This is a genomic window from Neisseria musculi (genome assembly GCF_014297595.2).
GTDB lineage: Bacteria > Pseudomonadota > Gammaproteobacteria > Burkholderiales > Neisseriaceae > Neisseria > Neisseria musculi.
In genome coordinates this window covers 1,064,555-1,076,799 of sequence record NZ_CP060414.2, presented here as the reverse complement: position 1 = coordinate 1,076,799, position 12,245 = coordinate 1,064,555, and the positions used below count along the sequence as shown (strand labels likewise).

Annotated in this window: 18 protein-coding genes and 2 pseudogenes; 7 read left to right on the top strand and 13 right to left on the bottom strand. The window is 52.3% G+C overall.

The window, feature by feature from the left end; genetic code table 11:
- Positions 1-15: 15 nt before the first annotated feature.
- The 13 genes and pseudogenes from H7A79_RS05655 to H7A79_RS05595 form a co-directional block, all read right to left on the bottom strand.
- The gene (locus tag H7A79_RS05655) at positions 16-1,533 is read right to left on the bottom strand and encodes a terminase large subunit domain-containing protein (RefSeq protein ID WP_187001319.1); all 1,518 of its coding nucleotides are present in this window, start codon (positions 1,531-1,533) and stop codon (positions 16-18) included.
- The gene (locus tag H7A79_RS05650; RefSeq protein ID WP_187001318.1) at positions 1,530-2,072 is read right to left on the bottom strand and encodes a DUF3486 family protein; all 543 of its coding nucleotides are present in this window, start codon (positions 2,070-2,072) and stop codon (positions 1,530-1,532) included. Before H7A79_RS05650 ends, H7A79_RS05655 begins: the two co-directional genes overlap by 4 nt.
- A 2-nt stretch (positions 2,073-2,074) precedes the next feature.
- Complete coding sequence (locus H7A79_RS05645; protein ID WP_187001317.1) at positions 2,075-2,392, bottom strand: hypothetical protein; 318 nt, start codon at positions 2,390-2,392, stop codon at positions 2,075-2,077.
- Positions 2,389-2,712, bottom strand: a pseudogene (locus H7A79_RS05640) (hypothetical protein). The gene H7A79_RS05645 and the pseudogene H7A79_RS05640 overlap by 4 nt, the downstream one beginning before the upstream one ends.
- 2 nt (positions 2,713-2,714) lie before the next feature.
- Positions 2,715-2,927 carry a TraR/DksA family transcriptional regulator gene (locus tag H7A79_RS05635; protein WP_187001316.1) on the bottom strand — a complete coding sequence of 71 codons (213 nt, stop codon included), beginning with the start codon at positions 2,925-2,927 and terminating at the stop codon, positions 2,715-2,717.
- Positions 2,924-3,118: a hypothetical protein gene (locus tag H7A79_RS05630; protein WP_187001763.1), complete on the bottom strand. Its 195-nt coding sequence runs from the start codon at positions 3,116-3,118 to the stop codon at positions 2,924-2,926. The genes H7A79_RS05635 and H7A79_RS05630 overlap by 4 nt, the downstream gene beginning before the upstream one ends.
- Position 3,119: 1 nt before the next feature.
- Positions 3,120-3,524: a hypothetical protein gene (locus H7A79_RS05625; protein ID WP_187001315.1), complete on the bottom strand. Its 405-nt coding sequence runs from the start codon at positions 3,522-3,524 to the stop codon at positions 3,120-3,122.
- Positions 3,514-3,762 carry a hypothetical protein gene (locus tag H7A79_RS05620; protein ID WP_187001314.1) on the bottom strand — a complete coding sequence of 83 codons (249 nt, stop codon included), beginning with the start codon at positions 3,760-3,762 and terminating at the stop codon, positions 3,514-3,516. The genes H7A79_RS05625 and H7A79_RS05620 overlap by 11 nt, the downstream gene beginning before the upstream one ends.
- Before the next feature lie 418 nt (positions 3,763-4,180).
- Positions 4,181-4,693: a TIGR02594 family protein gene (locus H7A79_RS05615; RefSeq protein ID WP_377057847.1), complete on the bottom strand. Its 513-nt coding sequence runs from the start codon at positions 4,691-4,693 to the stop codon at positions 4,181-4,183.
- Positions 4,694-4,782: 89 nt separating this feature from the next.
- Complete coding sequence (locus H7A79_RS05610; RefSeq protein ID WP_187001312.1) at positions 4,783-5,271, bottom strand: hypothetical protein; 489 nt, start codon at positions 5,269-5,271, stop codon at positions 4,783-4,785.
- Positions 5,268-6,206, bottom strand: coding sequence for a hypothetical protein (locus tag H7A79_RS05605; RefSeq protein ID WP_187001311.1), 939 nt, complete (start codon positions 6,204-6,206; stop codon positions 5,268-5,270). The genes H7A79_RS05610 and H7A79_RS05605 overlap by 4 nt, the downstream gene beginning before the upstream one ends.
- Before the next feature lie 219 nt (positions 6,207-6,425).
- A complete protein-coding gene (locus tag H7A79_RS05600; protein WP_187001310.1) occupies positions 6,426-6,779 on the bottom strand; it encodes a hypothetical protein in 354 nt (117 codons plus the stop codon).
- Between the two features lie 24 nt (positions 6,780-6,803).
- Complete coding sequence (locus tag H7A79_RS05595; RefSeq protein ID WP_187001309.1) at positions 6,804-7,178, bottom strand: helix-turn-helix transcriptional regulator; 375 nt, start codon at positions 7,176-7,178, stop codon at positions 6,804-6,806.
- Positions 7,179-7,295: 117 nt separating this feature from the next.
- Between H7A79_RS05595 and H7A79_RS05590 the strand changes: the two genes are divergently transcribed.
- From H7A79_RS05590 to H7A79_RS05555, 7 genes and pseudogenes are all read left to right on the top strand, one after another.
- Positions 7,296-7,472 carry a DNA-binding protein gene (locus H7A79_RS05590; RefSeq protein WP_187001308.1) on the top strand — a complete coding sequence of 59 codons (177 nt, stop codon included), beginning with the start codon at positions 7,296-7,298 and terminating at the stop codon, positions 7,470-7,472.
- Between the two features lie 7 nt (positions 7,473-7,479).
- A complete protein-coding gene (locus H7A79_RS05585; protein ID WP_187001307.1) occupies positions 7,480-7,767 on the top strand; it encodes an IclR family transcriptional regulator in 288 nt (95 codons plus the stop codon).
- Between the two features lie 35 nt (positions 7,768-7,802).
- Positions 7,803-8,651 (top strand): DUF3102 domain-containing protein, encoded by an 849-nt coding sequence (locus H7A79_RS05580; RefSeq protein WP_187001306.1) that lies wholly within the window; start codon positions 7,803-7,805, stop codon positions 8,649-8,651.
- A 2-nt stretch (positions 8,652-8,653) separates the two neighbouring features.
- Complete coding sequence (locus H7A79_RS05575) at positions 8,654-10,432, top strand: TnsB C-terminal domain-containing protein (RefSeq protein WP_246408097.1); 1,779 nt, start codon at positions 8,654-8,656, stop codon at positions 10,430-10,432.
- A 41-nt stretch (positions 10,433-10,473) separates the two neighbouring features.
- A complete protein-coding gene (locus tag H7A79_RS05570) occupies positions 10,474-10,656 on the top strand; it encodes a hypothetical protein (protein WP_187001305.1) in 183 nt (60 codons plus the stop codon).
- A pseudogene (locus H7A79_RS05560) lies at positions 10,653-11,796 on the top strand (ExeA family protein). Before H7A79_RS05570 ends, H7A79_RS05560 begins: the two are co-directional and overlap by 4 nt.
- 1 nt (position 11,797) lies before the next feature.
- Positions 11,798-12,244, top strand: a complete 447-nt coding sequence (locus H7A79_RS05555) for a hypothetical protein (protein WP_246408091.1) — start codon at positions 11,798-11,800, stop codon at positions 12,242-12,244.
- The last annotated feature ends 1 nt before the right edge of the window (position 12,245 follow it).

Here is a 12,245-nt window from a genome sequence, read left to right as displayed (position 1 = left end):
CTCTTTCAGACGGCCTTAAAAGCCATGCGTGGTTTTGCTGATGCGGCGTACACGGCGGCTGGCAACACGCACCGGCCCGGCATTGAGTTCACGGCTGGCGTAATGCGCCAAAACCAAAGCAATCGCCGCGTCGCCGTGGCGTTTTCTGCCGTCTTGCCCTTTGGTTCGCGTGTCGGGAATGCGCGGCACACCTTTGACCAATTCGAACGCACGCAGGTCGGCCAAGATGTCTTCATCGCGCGGCAGGCCGTCGAGTGTGCCGTCTTCCAGTGCGGCCTTGAATGGTGCGGTATGGCTGCGGTACCAGTTTTCAGACAGCATCACGGCCTCCACCACTTCCGCGCCGAACGCGTCGCGCATGGCTTCGGCCAGAGATTGGCCGTTACCTCGTGCGTCCAAGGCTGCGCCGCGCAGGTTGGGCAGATTGGCCAACAAATGCTGCATAATCTGTTCCTGCTGGGCAAACGGCATATTGCCGAGTTCCAAGATAAACGGCGGTTTCAAAATCAGGTCTTTGCTTTGCAAGAGAGGCACGATCACGGTGCGGTCGCCGCTGCGGGCGAAGTCTTCACCCACGAAGGACACACGGGTTTTGTCCAAACCGTCGAGCAGCGGTTGCAAGGTATCGGCAATCCAGTCTGCCACTTCACGGGCGCGGCGCAGTTCAGGCAACAGGCCGAAATCGTCGGTCTGGTCGTAGCGGATAACCGGCGCGTATGGGGTCATGCGGCTTTCAATCAGCGCACGGTTCAGCCATTTGCCGCCGCCGTTTTTCGGGATGCAGTCCAACTCTTCGGACGCATCTTCGCCGTAAAAATCGCGGATTTCTTTACACCACGCCGCTTCGCCGGCCGGCGTCCACTCATGCCCCAAGCGCAGGCAGATGCGTTGGTACAGGCCGTCTGAAACCGCTTCGTCAAACGGGATGCGGTGGACGGAATATGGTTTTTTTCCTGCGCGCACATCGTTAATCAGCTCGTTAAACGGGTTGTCCACGCCGTCATGGGTGGAAATGATGTGAACCTGCCCGCCCCACATCAGCAGAGCCATTGCCGCTTTGAGCAACTCGCCGAGTTGCTCGTGGAATGCCGCCTCGTCGATAATGACGCGGCCCTGTTTACCGCGAAGGTTGGACGGACGGCTGGACAAAGCGGTAATGCGCCAGCCCGAAGCAAAGCGGATGACAAAAGCCAACACGGATTTTTTTTCGTCGCCTTCAATAAACACTTCTTCAGTTTCTTCGATTTCGCCGGCGGCCAAACCGTAAAACTTCGCCCAGTTGGCGCATTCTTTAATAAACTCCAAGGCCATATCTTTGTTGTAACCGATATACCAAGCATTCATGCCTTTGGTACTGGCGGCCAGCAAGGCGGTATCCGCCGCTTCGCCCCACGACAAACCGATACGGCGCGATTTCTCGCAAACTTTCACCGGCGCATTATCGGCGCACCAACGCTGCTGGTATGGCAATAAAGCCATAGGCGTGCGGCCTAAGGCTTCGATGGTTTCGGCGATGATGTTTCGCCCGCTCATGAGGCAATACCCAAAATCTGTTTGCGGATGGCTTCGGCAGCTTCATCGGACAAGCCGCCTTTTTTGGCCTTCTTGGCCACATCTTCGGCCGCCGCCACTTTGGCCTTAACTTTGGCCTGATATTCTTTCAGGCGCGTGCTGGCGGAAATCAGACCACTGATTTTTTTCGCACCTTCGGCCATTACGTCGAAACGGTCGAGCGCACCCAATTCTTCGTTGTCCATTTCGCCGATTTGCACCAGCGCATCGAACAGTTCGGTTTGCAGCATGGCCATCAACGCTTCGCTGCGGGTGTCGCCTTCATCGGCTGCGCCTTCGGCAATCAGGCGTGCCGCTTCGGTGCTGGATTTGATGGCGGCAAAGCGGCGTTGTACTTTTTGGCCGTAGCGGTGCGCCGCCGAGCGGCTGATTTCGTAGCCCTGCGCCTGCAGCCATTCGGCAATGGCTTGATAATCCGAAAAGCCGTTTTCAACGAGCTTGCGTTCAAATTCGTGTCGGACGGCTTCGGGTAGTTTTTCGATTGTGCTGCGTTGCGCCATGCCTAGCTCCACACTTTTTCAGGACGGGCAATACCGGCACGGCATTCGACCGTATATTCCGCTATGTCTACGCCCAAGCTGGTCAAATCGGCAAACCACAGGCCGTGCGGCGATTTGTTGAGTTCCACCAGCTTGCGGTCGGCCAGATAGTCGAGCTGCTGGCGCAGTTCCAAGGCGGTGGTTTGCGGGTAAATTGCGTTCATGATGTCCAACAAAAACACTTCGCTCGTGGTATGCGGACGGGCTTTGTTCAAGGTGTTCAGGATATTCCAGCGCATTCCTTCGCGGCGTTGTTTGGCCATCAATTCTTGGCTGATCATTTTTGCTGACGCTCCATTTTGTAGATTTCGGTGAGCTTGTCGACCACGTTGTCGAGCTTGGCTTCCAATACCACCTGATTGCGGATGTAGTCTTCGCGCAAAACATAGGTCATCGGCAGGCTGGCACTAAATTCGCCCAGCTGCTTTTCCATGATTTCCACTTTGCCCTGCAAGCGTTCCTACTGTTTTTGGCGTTCGTCCTGCTGGGCTTGGAATTGAGCCAACAGCATTTTGCCGAAGCCCCAGCACACGCCGAGAAAGGAAAGCAGAAAGCCGACCAGCTGCCAGAATTCAATGCTGATAAAGGTTTTGTTGTCCATTTTTAAGGGAATCCGTGTTCAAAGTATGCTTGGCACAGCACGCAGCGCGTACAGCCGGGCACGGCTTTTCGGCGCGCTTCGGGAATCGGCCCGCCGCAGTCGTCGCATTCGTAGTTGCTTTCGCCTTGGTATTCAGACGGCCTGCCTGCTTTATAAAGGGCTTCGGCCAAGAACAAGGCTTCGTTTTCTGACGCTTTGTCGATAATGTCGGTCATTGTTGCTGTTTTTCCCGTTGATACCATGCCTGCCAGCCTGATACCTGCGCTTCGAGCTTTTGGCAGTATGCCCCGTAGGCTGCGGCATGGTTTAACAGTTGTTGGGGTGAGCCGCCGCTCAGACGCTCGGGGCGTTCGTGAACGAGCAGCAGCTCAGAAGACACCGGCGGCAGCACGGGCTGCTCGACCACTTTAATCGGCGTAGCCGAAGGCTCGGTTGTAGATGCGCAGGCTGTCAGCACCGATACCAGTAAAGCCGTTGCCGTCGTTTTTAACCGCATTGGGGATTTGCTCCTGTAGTTTGGCCGTTTGAATATCCAATTGGCGGTTGGCTGCCGCCAGTTTGGCGCTTTGGTCTTGCGCGAAATCGAACCACTTTTGTTTTTCGGCGGCCGCTTCGGCCAGTTTTTCGCTGTATCGGATTTCCGCCGACAAGGCTGCGGCCTGATAAGTGCCGATGATTTCGGCCTTTTCTTTTTCAGCCGCTTGCATGGCGGTGCGGTGGCCGTCGATGCGGCCGGCAAAGTAGACGGCCAGCACGGCGGCAATAAACAAAACCGTGGAAACGGCGGTGCGGGTAAGCGGATTAATCGGCATGATCGGCCCCTTTGTTGATTTGGGCGACCTGAGGCACGGCGGCAATACCGCGCTTGATTAAGGCATAGCCGCCGACCATGCCGCCGTATGCCCACAACAGCCACTCGGGCGCGTCGGGCTGGAGGGCGAATTTATAGGTCATCGCGCAGGCGGCAACGTTGGCCCAAAATTTAGTGTGGCTGATTTGGCCGGTGGCGGGGTTGGTAAACAGGCCGCCTATCCATTTGATGAATTTCATTTTAAACACCCAGCATAACTTTCAGAGCATCTTTGCTCGGGATGAAAATCACACCTATTAATGCAATACACATCATGGTGTCAGTGCAATCCCACTTTCTCTGTACTAAGATTAGAAAGTTATTTTTAAAAAAACATTCTAAAAATACACGCAATTAAATAAAGCAACAGATAGCCGTTACAAATACCATCAATCGCGTAAAGAATATCAATGAGCCAAAGTTTCATTTTTTTGCTTTCCGGTGCTTTTTCGCCCGGCGGGCGACAGCCACTCCCGATTTGTCGATTCTGCCCCGCGGGACGATCACAGACAGCTTGTCTGCAACCATAAATCTGGCCGGCACTTGAACATACGGTTTTGATGCAACGGTAGCCGATAAGGCCAAAGCGATGAGTGATTTCTTCATTTCAGACGGCCTTTAAGCTTCGTTACTCGAAAAGCCACCGGCCATCTGAATACGCGGCAATTTGTAGCGGCTGTCGAGCGGGCGGCTGGCTTTACCTTTTTCAGACGGCCATACATAGGCGGTAACGCGGCTACGGGGAAACTTGGCAATGCTGACTTTATTGCCCTGATTGCCGCCTAAAACCATCAGGTTGCCCTGCACATCTTGCCCGACCACAAAACCGACATGGCCGCCGCCTTTGCGCTCGAAAACCACGATACAGCCGTAAGCAGGATGTTGCAGGCGCGTGCCCGCATCCGCCCATGCCTTGGCACGATACCAATGCTGCGGCAGGCCGCGCCCGGCAACACGGCAGCAATGGGCGACAAACGTGCCGCACCACGGCGTTTCGTCGTCTTTCCACCAGGCATTCAGGGTGTTCAGCCAGTTGATGATTTTGGGGTTGTGCTGCTTGCCCGGAATCTCTGCCAGCCCGATATGGCGGCGGGCTTCGGCTATCCACGGCAGTTCGGTTTGATGATTGATAGACATGAAAAAATCCCTGTAACGGTTGGTTTCGTTACAGGGATTTTGAAGGAGTTTATGCTTTTGGGCTTTTAAACGGGTTTAAAAAATCAATTCGGATATTTGGGTTTCTTTTTATCCATGAGTTTTTGAAACTCTTCTTTCCGGCTTTTAATTAGGTTTCCGGGTAAAAATACAGAGTAAAAAATGGACATGCAGGCTAAGAATAAATATCCCCGCTCTAGCCAAAAAATTATTTGTCCATTTTTATATTCTTCTTTATGAGCCAACAATATAACAAGAAAAACACAAACCAATACTGCCAGATAAGTGTAAAAGAGCATGGAATGTTTGATATATCTTTGTTCTTGTACGCCTTCACGAATTTGAATTTGCCGCCAATTCGCATCTTCATCAAACCGCATATCACTAAACAGCGTCATAATCGCAATCAGAAAACCGGCCAAGATTGCAAATACGTTGATAATTAAATCAACTGCTTTCTCGTTTCCATGAACAAAAGGCTGCCCTTTCCACGCCAAGAATGCCGATATACAGGCAATCAGCACAAAACGTAAAAAGGGCAGGTATTTTTTCATTGTTCAGTCAAATTATCAGATTTAAGTTCGTTGAAGAACTCCAGCAGCGCATAACTTGTTTCTAAATAACTTAGGCCGTTAGTCTGCTCGAATTTAGGCAACAATACACTTTTTGAGAGTTTCACATTTGCAGGTTTAATTACTTCACCGTTTTGGGTAATAATCTCGAAGCTGTCGCCACCGTCATCATCCACTACTTCTTGAGCATATCGTTGCATGAGCTCTTGTGCTTCAACAGCTGCTCTACGGTTACCCTTTAATTTCAAAAATACACCAGCCTGAATATCTTCTTGTTGTGCTAACTCATGCTGGGTTGGTTCCACAATCATAGTCCGTAACACAGTTGCCAAAAATGACGGCTTTTTAGTTTGTTCAACCGATAATTGATAGGCACTTGCATTCATACTGATGTATTTTACACCATGTTCCTGAATCATCCGTAACTTATCGCAATTTGCCACCGGCCGCAATTCCATATCCAACAGGGGGATGGAATCATCATCAGTACGTGCTTCTTTTGACAATGCCTTAAAATATAAAGAAATATTCTCCGAACGGATACCATTTCCGCAAAAAATCACATGATGTTTGTCGATATGCAGAAATGCTTCTTTACTTAAAAAAGAAAAACCTTCGGGCGGAGGCTGGCTCCCACCATCATCATTGATAGAAAGGATACGGTTACGCATGGTTCGCATATGTTCGTTTTCCATGCCTTTACCGATATGCAACCAGATGCCATCAACCAAATCGCCTGAAGAATCCAAAATATTCAGATTACGGTGTTGGATTTGAGTTTGCTCACCATAAGCAATGATTTGCGTATGCAATGCCAATTTCTGCAGCACCCGTCTCAGGATTCCCTCCAAATCAATCAGATTTCCGTCTTGTACAGCCCGCAAATATTGTAAATTCTTTCTTACCTTCTTAGACATTGTTTTTCTACCTTTGGGTTTAGCTCTCTATTGGTTCAATTAAGGTCTTTGGAAATCTGCACCACCTGTCCGATGACCTGAATATCGGGGTGGTCATTTTTAATGCACTTTAAAATGCACGGCCGCTTCAAATTGCGTAATATCCGTTTCAGAACACCAGCGCAGCCAGAGAATGCCGGAGTGTCCTAATGCCGTCTGAAAATTTCAGACGGCATTTCTTTATTCTTTGCATATGACATTAAGTATTTTGGTATTCAATTCCCGAATCAGATAATCCCGATGCTCTGCAACCGTATTCAGATTTTCTCGGTTGGACAAAAACTCAGCCTGTCGGTGAAATTCATTATCGAATAAATGCGGCTGCCTTTTTGCGGTTCGGATAACTGTTGCAGACGGAACGGCAGTTAAGTCCAAATCAAAAATCAGTTTGGATTGTTTGGTTGGCGGCAGTTGCAGGCAGATTTCGAGCAGAATATCCAAAAAAGCCTGCTCTTGTGCCTGCTGTTTCAAAGCCAGGTTTTCCAGCTTGCCGTTTAATGTGGAAACTTCCGCCAGCAGTTTATCGGTTTCCATGGCGCTCCCCTTGTCTGTTAAATATCACGCGGTTTTGTCCGCGGCTGAAACTTGATGATCTTTGGCGGCTTTTTTCTCTGCGCCGCGTGCTGCACTCAAAATGACGGCACGCCCCAAATCACTAGCTTGGCGATAGCACACCAGCAATTCATTTTCTTCTTTGCTTATTCCTAAATTTTCAGACGGCATAGGCATCTCGGCAGCAAATAAACTGCTTACATCTATCCCCATGTTTAAAAAAGAGAGCAATACGTCTCCACTAGGCATGAATACGCCACGCTCATATTTTCCCCATGTTTCACGCTCAATTCCCGCTTTTTCAGCAGCTTGCGCTTGAGTTAAGCCTAAAAACTTTCTTTTTTCTTTCAAACGATTACCGAAAAGAGACTTGGAAATCACAAAATAATCCTTGCAAAGGAGATTTTAAAATCTCATAATTCACGTATTAGGAATGCACTAGTAAATATCTAGTGCATAAATAGTTCACTATTTTATCACAGTAGAAAGGGGCTATCTATGGCTATAACTGTTGAAAAATTAAAAGAAAATTTTGCCAAAAACGGCCAAACACTGGCGCAGTGGGCAAGAGACAACGGCTTTAAGCCGCGCGATGTTTATCTGGTGGTCGGCGGCCAGCGTAAAGGCAACTACGGCAAAGGCCACGAAATCGCCTCCAAGCTCGGCTTGAAATAAGGAGCAGATGATGAGCAGCAAAGGACAACGGCTGTTAAGCGTATTTAAATCGCTGGAAGCGCACCCGATTATCGGGGTCAGTAATAAAGAGATTTCAGACGGCCTCGGTATTTCGCCGGTGCATGTGAGCCGGGATTTGGAAGACCTGATAGCGGCGGGATTGGTGGTAAGGCTGGATAACGGCAATTTTTCATACAGCGTGAAAACCTTACAGATAGCCGAAAGATATAGACGTCAACACGAAATGATGTCGGCAAAACTGGAAGAGTTGAGCCAGCGTGTAAACCGAATTTGAAATTACCCGACGTCGGGTAATTTGGAGATAAAAAAATGAGCGAAATCGAAGTAATGGATGCAGTAAATACAGATAAAAATGCCGCGATGCACAGCATGATGGTTATGGAGCAATGGGGAAACGGCGAAACCTACAACGAAGACCGATGGATTGAGCGCGGCCGTCAAGCTGTCCGTCAGACACTTGAAGGCATGTTTGAATTGGGGCGTGCCCTAATTGTGTTGAAAGAACACACGCCCCATGGCCGTTTTTTGGAAATCTCTGAAAATGAGTTTGGGATTAAGCGTTCGGAGGCCGGTCGCTTAATGTCTGCCACCCGCCGCTTTGCTACGCCTCAAATGCAGAAGGCGCAAGCCAGACTGATGGATTTGGGTAAATCAAAACTGCTGGAACTGCTGGTAGAAGAAGATGTAACCCTGATCGAGCTGGCCGACGGCGGCGATATCAACGGCCATACGCTCGACGATGTAGACCGTATGACGGTTAAGGAGCTGCGGCTGGCGCTGCGCGAGAGCCGCGAAACGGCGGCGGCCAAAGACAAGGTCATTGCCGACAAAAACAAAAAGGTGGACGAGCTGGCCGAGAAGCTGGCTAAGAAAGGCACGAAAGAGCCGAAGCCGCAGGATGTGGCCAGCGAGCTGACCATGCGTTTGAGCACCACCGAAATCGGCGTGCGCTCGGATATCAGCAGACTGCGCGACCTGTTTGAGCAATTGACCGCACACGGCGAGGCGCACGGGTTTGACCACCGGCCGCAGATGGTGGGCTGCATCAATCAGATTATCCGCGATGCGGAATCGCTGCGCGAGCAGTTTGCGCTGCCGGAAGAAGCACCCACCGACAGTGTGCTGGAATGGCTGCAAGGCGTGGCGGACGGAGAATAAGCATGAATGCGGCAATGACGGAGCGGCTGGCCGAAATCGCCCGCGAAGCCGAACAGCGCGGGCACGGCGGCAAGACGGCCTATCTGAAAGAGCAGGCGCAGGCGTTGGGGATTAGCTTGGCTACCCTGCACCGAAAACTGGAAGCGGTGGTGTTGAAGCCGAGCCGCAAGCGCCGCGCCGATGCGGGCAAATCGGCCTTGAGCCATGAAGAGGCGCAGACCATCAGCACGCTGGTGATGGAAACCATGCGCAAAAACGGCAAGCGGCTCACAACGGTGGGCGCGGCGGTGGAGATTTTGCGCGCCAACGGCGAAATCAATGCCTGCCGGGTGGACGAGGAAACCGGCGAAATAACTAAGCTCTCCGACAGCACCATCGTGCGGGCACTGCGCAAATACAGGCTGCATCCCGACCAGCTTCTGCAGCCCGAGCCGGTAACGCGGCTGAAGTCGGAACACCCCAACCAGTGGTGGCAAATCGACCCGAGCTTGTGCGTTCTTTACTACCTGCCGCGCAACGGCAAGGATACGGGCTTGCGGGTGGCGGGTTATGAAGAGTTTTACAAAAACAAGCCCGGCAACCTGAAAAAAATCGAGCTCGACCGGGTGTGGCGTTATACCGGCACCGACCATACCAGCGGCACCATCTGCGTGCGCTACTACTTCGGGGGCGAGACATCAGCGAACCTGTGCGACTTTTTTATCTACATGATGCAGGCCAAAGCCGAAACGGCCAAAGACCCGATACGGGGCGTGCCGAAGAATGTGATGCTCGACCCGGGCAGCGCCAATACCTCGGCGGCGTTTAAAAACCTCTGTAAGGCGCTGGATGTGCATGTGCAGATTAACAAGCCGGGTAATCCGCGCGCCAAGGGGCAGGTGGAAAAGGCCAACGACGTCGTCGAAACGGCCTTTGAGAGCAGCCTGAAACTGGTGGAAGTACACAGCATTGACGAGCTTAACGGTTTGGCCGAGCGCTGGATGCGCTATTACAACGGCACCAAAACCCACAGCCGCCACGGAGTGACGCGCTATCAGGCGTGGAACAAAATCAAACCCGAGCAGTTAATCCTGCCGCCGCCTGCCGAATACTGCCGCGAGCTGGCGGTGAGCGCACCGAAAGAAGCGAAGGTGTCGCCCGAATTGGAAATCCGCTTCGGCGGCCGCGTGTATAGTGTGAAAAACATCCCGGGCGTGATGGTGGGGCAGAAGCTCTTGGTGGCGAAAAACCCTTGGGACGAAACCGGCGCGCGCATTGCCACATGGGATGCGCAAGGCAACGAAATCTGGCAGACGGTAACGGCTATCGAGTTTGACGGATTCGGCTTCCGCGAAGGCGCGGCGCTGATGGGGGTGGAATACAAACCCGCCGCCGATACGCCGGCGCAGCAGGCCAGAAAAGAGCAGGAAAAACTGGCAATGGGCGCGGACACATTGGCCGAAGCCGAGGCCAAGCGCAAGGCGAAGGTGGTACCGTTCGGCGGGCGCATCGACCCCTACAAGCATCAGGAAGACACGCTGGCGGCGCGCAATACGCTCTATATCGAGCGGCAGGGGTCGCAGATGGATTACAACCGTATGGAAGTGGCCGAGCAGGTGTTGAGCAAGGTGGAAGTGGCCAAGCTGCTGAAACCGCGTATCGAAGCCGCAGGTGGTGATTGGAAGCAGGCAGTCGCCTTAATCACCAAACAATATCCGGACGGCGTGGCCGCCAGTCAATTGGAAGCGGTATTTAACCAACTGAAAACGGCAGGCCGTCTGAAATTACACAAAACCGGTTAAACCAAATGCGACGACGTCGTCGCATTTGGAAGGAGAACGAAATGAAAGAAACCATTGAAATCGAACGTGAAGAATACGAGAAGCTCGTCAAAGTTGCCACAGAAGCCGGTACGTTATCCAGACGGTTCCTACCCAAGGTTAACTATGGCGACAGCTTCTTGGATGCCGATGCCATCGCAGCGTTAAACGAATTTCATCAAGCCATTCGGGATTATGAACGATGAAGCAGGATTTTCAGAAAATCGGCAAATCCTACGCAACCGCCGCTGCCGAAATCGGCTGCAGCAAGCCCATGCTGGTGGCGGTGGTCAACCACGGGAAATGGCCGAAAAAAGGCGCAGATCAAGCTGCGCGAGAAGTTGAAACAGTATTTTGAAACGAATGGTGCGGATATTCCCGCTGGCCTGAGAAACGAGCCGGAAGCCGCACCTGCCCACCCTAATGAAAGCGAGGACAAAGAGATGTTATTACGAAAGGCAACCTTAACACAAGCCGCCCGCCGCCATTTCGGCCTGCCGCGCGACCCGTTTAATGACGAAATCAACAGCGCCGATGATGTGTATCTGACGCCAGATGTGCGTTATGTGCGCGAGGCGATGTTTCAGACGGCCTGCCACGGCGGTTTTGTAGCGGTGGTCGGCGAAAGCGGCGCGGGCAAATCCACCCTGCGCGAAGACCTGCAAGAGCGCATCAACCGCGACGGCAAACAGATCGTGATGGTTGAGCCGTATGTGTTGGCGATGGAAGACAACGACCAAAAGGGCAAAACCCTGAAGGCGGTGCATATCGCCGAGGCGATTTTGGCGGCGGTGGCCCCGAATGTGTCGCCCAAGCGCAGCCCAGAAGCGCGGTTTGCCCAAATCCACCGCGCCCTGGCCGAAAGCGCCAAAGCAGGCAACAAGCATGTGTTGGTAATCGAGGAGGCTCACAGCCTGCCCATCCCCACCCTGAAACACTTGAAACGGTTTTTTGAGCTGAAGCACGGTTTCGAGCGCTTGCTGGGCATTGTGTTAATCGGCCAAACCGAGCTGGCACAGAAACTCAGCGAAAACAACCCGAACGTACGCGAAGTGGTGCAGCGATGCGAAGTGGTAACGCTGTTGCCGCTGACCGACGGCAAGCTGGCGGGCTACCTGAAACACAAGTTTGAGCGCGCCGGCGGCGATATCGCCAAAGTGATGGATGAGAGCGCCATCGATGCGGTGGCCGAGCGCCTGACGGTAAAGAGCCGCACGGCCAAAGGCACGGCGGAACACAGCCTGCTCTACCCGCTGGCCGTCAACAATTTAGTAAGCGCGGCCATGAGCCAAGCGGCCGAGCTGGGGTTTGATGTGGTTGATGCCGATGTGGTTAAGGGGGTGTGAGATGAAAGAACAATACGGCAGCCCGATATCGAAAGAGATGGTGCAACTGATGGTTACCAGTGTGCACGGAATGATCCAGGGCGAAGATGTGACCTATATGTGTGGATCAGCGATGGACGGCACGTTGATTGTGGTCGATGGCCGCACAGGTTTGGGTTATGCATTTGACCACCATGATTTGTTGCGGCTGGCAAAAGAAAACGATTGGGCGGAGCAAACCGAACCGAAATACGGCAAATTAATTGAGAGCGGCGCATTGTTTTTGCGTAAAGAAATCGCCACCGGCAGCATGGGCGGCAAAGAATACCTCATGCAAACAACTGCCACGGGAAACCCGATTATCGAAAGCAAAGCCACCGGCAAGCGGTTTATGCTGGATTGGCAGGATATTTTGAACTTAGCCATCGCGGGCGGTGTTGACGAATCAGACGAAGAAAGCGGGGAATAAA

Bases quoted from the DNA above. Each gene is read 5' to 3' on its own strand.
- H7A79_RS05610 (WP_187001312.1), bottom strand. From the start codon at position 5,271: ATGAAAAAATACCTGCCCTTTTTACGTTTTGTGCTGATTGCCTGTATA.
- H7A79_RS05625 (WP_187001315.1), bottom strand. From the start codon at position 3,524: ATGCCGATTAATCCGCTTACCCGCACCGCCGTTTCCACGGTTTTGTTT.
- H7A79_RS05585 (WP_187001307.1), top strand. From the start codon at position 7,480: ATGATGAGCAGCAAAGGACAACGGCTGTTAAGCGTATTTAAATCGCTG.
- H7A79_RS05590 (WP_187001308.1), top strand. From the start codon at position 7,296: ATGGCTATAACTGTTGAAAAATTAAAAGAAAATTTTGCCAAAAACGGC.
- H7A79_RS05635 (WP_187001316.1), bottom strand. From the start codon at position 2,927: ATGACCGACATTATCGACAAAGCGTCAGAAAACGAAGCCTTGTTCTTG.
- H7A79_RS05650 (WP_187001318.1), bottom strand. From the start codon at position 2,072: ATGGCGCAACGCAGCACAATCGAAAAACTACCCGAAGCCGTCCGACAC.
- H7A79_RS05645 (WP_187001317.1), bottom strand. From the start codon at position 2,392: ATGATCAGCCAAGAATTGATGGCCAAACAACGCCGCGAAGGAATGCGC.
- H7A79_RS05620 (WP_187001314.1), bottom strand. From the start codon at position 3,762: ATGAAATTCATCAAATGGATAGGCGGCCTGTTTACCAACCCCGCCACC.
- H7A79_RS05600 (WP_187001310.1), bottom strand. From the start codon at position 6,779: ATGGAAACCGATAAACTGCTGGCGGAAGTTTCCACATTAAACGGCAAG.
- H7A79_RS05575 (WP_246408097.1), top strand. From the start codon at position 8,654: ATGAATGCGGCAATGACGGAGCGGCTGGCCGAAATCGCCCGCGAAGCC.
- H7A79_RS05655 (WP_187001319.1), bottom strand. From the start codon at position 1,533: ATGAGCGGGCGAAACATCATCGCCGAAACCATCGAAGCCTTAGGCCGC.
- H7A79_RS05555 (WP_246408091.1), top strand. From the start codon at position 11,798: ATGAAAGAACAATACGGCAGCCCGATATCGAAAGAGATGGTGCAACTG.
- H7A79_RS05570 (WP_187001305.1), top strand. From the start codon at position 10,474: ATGAAAGAAACCATTGAAATCGAACGTGAAGAATACGAGAAGCTCGTC.
- H7A79_RS05605 (WP_187001311.1), bottom strand. From the start codon at position 6,206: ATGTCTAAGAAGGTAAGAAAGAATTTACAATATTTGCGGGCTGTACAA.
- H7A79_RS05580 (WP_187001306.1), top strand. From the start codon at position 7,803: ATGAGCGAAATCGAAGTAATGGATGCAGTAAATACAGATAAAAATGCC.